Below are 571 nucleotides of genomic sequence, written 5' to 3' on the forward strand. Positions count from 1 at the left end.
GTCCCTCTGTGTGTGTTAGTGTGTTGAAAAACCGCAAAAATAGAACCGTATCGGTTCGTGATGTTGCGAGGTTGAAGTTTTCTTTTTTGCTTCTTTTTGCTTTTGCTTCGACAAAAGAAAAAAGAAGGGCGCTGTTTTTTGGAAAGGAAAATTTAAAATAATGGCAAGTATAAAACAAAATCGAATTGAGATTAGAGGGCTTACTGATGATGAAATTAATTATCTAAAATCTCTTGCGAAGAAAAATAAAGCCAACTCATTTAACGATTTTTTGATTTCAATCTGTCGTGAAAAAATTGAGTACGGAAAATTTAATCGTGCTCAAGATTTGTATGTGTCTCATTTAGAAAATATGAAATTAGCTTCTGACCATATTCTGGAACAAATGAAAAAACAGACAAGGACACTATCTGAATTTAAAGAAAAAATGAATCGCTATGGTAGTCATATTTCACGTTGGTTAGAGTATGAAGGTGAGGTAGAAATTGATGGCTAAAAATTTTTTAATTAGAAATGTTCCTGATGATATGTTTGAGCAACTTCAGGCCATTTCAAAAAAATATAACTATCC

1 protein-coding gene is annotated in these 571 nt (G+C 32.0%); it reads left to right on the forward strand.

The window, feature by feature from the left end:
* Positions 1-160: 160 nt before the first annotated feature.
* Positions 161-496 (forward strand): hypothetical protein, encoded by a 336-nt coding sequence (locus tag QM460_RS10500; protein WP_414290064.1) that lies wholly within the window; start codon positions 161-163, stop codon positions 494-496.
* Positions 497-571: the final 75 nt, after the last annotated feature.

This window comes from Streptococcus infantis (assembly GCF_047464415.1).
GTDB lineage: Bacteria > Bacillota > Bacilli > Lactobacillales > Streptococcaceae > Streptococcus > Streptococcus infantis_AE.

What these genes read in the sequence shown, in the direction of transcription:
- QM460_RS10500 (WP_414290064.1), top strand. Translation starts at nt 161, where the DNA reads ATGGCAAGTATAAAACAAAATCGAATTGAGATTAGAGGGCTTACTGAT.